Source organism: Bradyrhizobium sp. 132 (assembly GCF_023074185.1).
Lineage (GTDB): Bacteria > Pseudomonadota > Alphaproteobacteria > Rhizobiales > Xanthobacteraceae > Bradyrhizobium.
In genome coordinates, this window is sequence record NZ_JADPKY010000068.1 from 1 (window position 1) to 549 (window position 549).

Below are 549 nucleotides of genomic sequence, written 5' to 3' on the forward strand. Positions count from 1 at the left end.
GGCGATCTCGTGCTCGGCAATGGTGGCGAGGAAGCGGGCCGCCGGCCAGCCTTCCTTGTCGGACTGCTCGGCAAATTGCGGCCACAGCACCTTGATGGCTGGCAGCCGCAACTCGTTGAGCAATAGATTGAGGCGCGCGGTGTCAATGGTGTTGGCCGTGCTCATGCGGCACCTCCGATCTCGCCGGCACCGACGAGGCACTCATAGGTGGCGAGCGGTGCGAGCTGCACCACGACGTGCGGCACGCAGGCCGGATCGGGAGAGAAGTAAGCGCGCAGCCGGTTGAGGTCGGGCAGTCGGCCGGCATCAAGCTCGGTCGCGAGCTGATCGGCGAGTTCGGCCTCGCAGCCGCGCTCATGGGCCAGTGCGAGCAGATCGACCATGATCCGGCAGGCTTTCCTGTCCGGCAGCCGTTCGCGCAAGCAATCGAAGGTTCGGCGATAGGCATCGCGCGGGAACAGCCGATCACGGTAGACGAGATTGAGCAGCGCCATTGGCTTGCGCCGCAAGGAATGGATCACGTGCCGATAATCGACGACCTGGTCGTGC

The 549-nt window shown here is 65.0% G+C and carries 1 pseudogene; it reads right to left on the reverse strand.

The features are described from left to right. Positions 1-161: 161 nt before the first annotated feature. A pseudogene (locus IVA74_RS10970) lies at positions 162-549 on the reverse strand (IS21 family transposase); the annotation flags it as partial.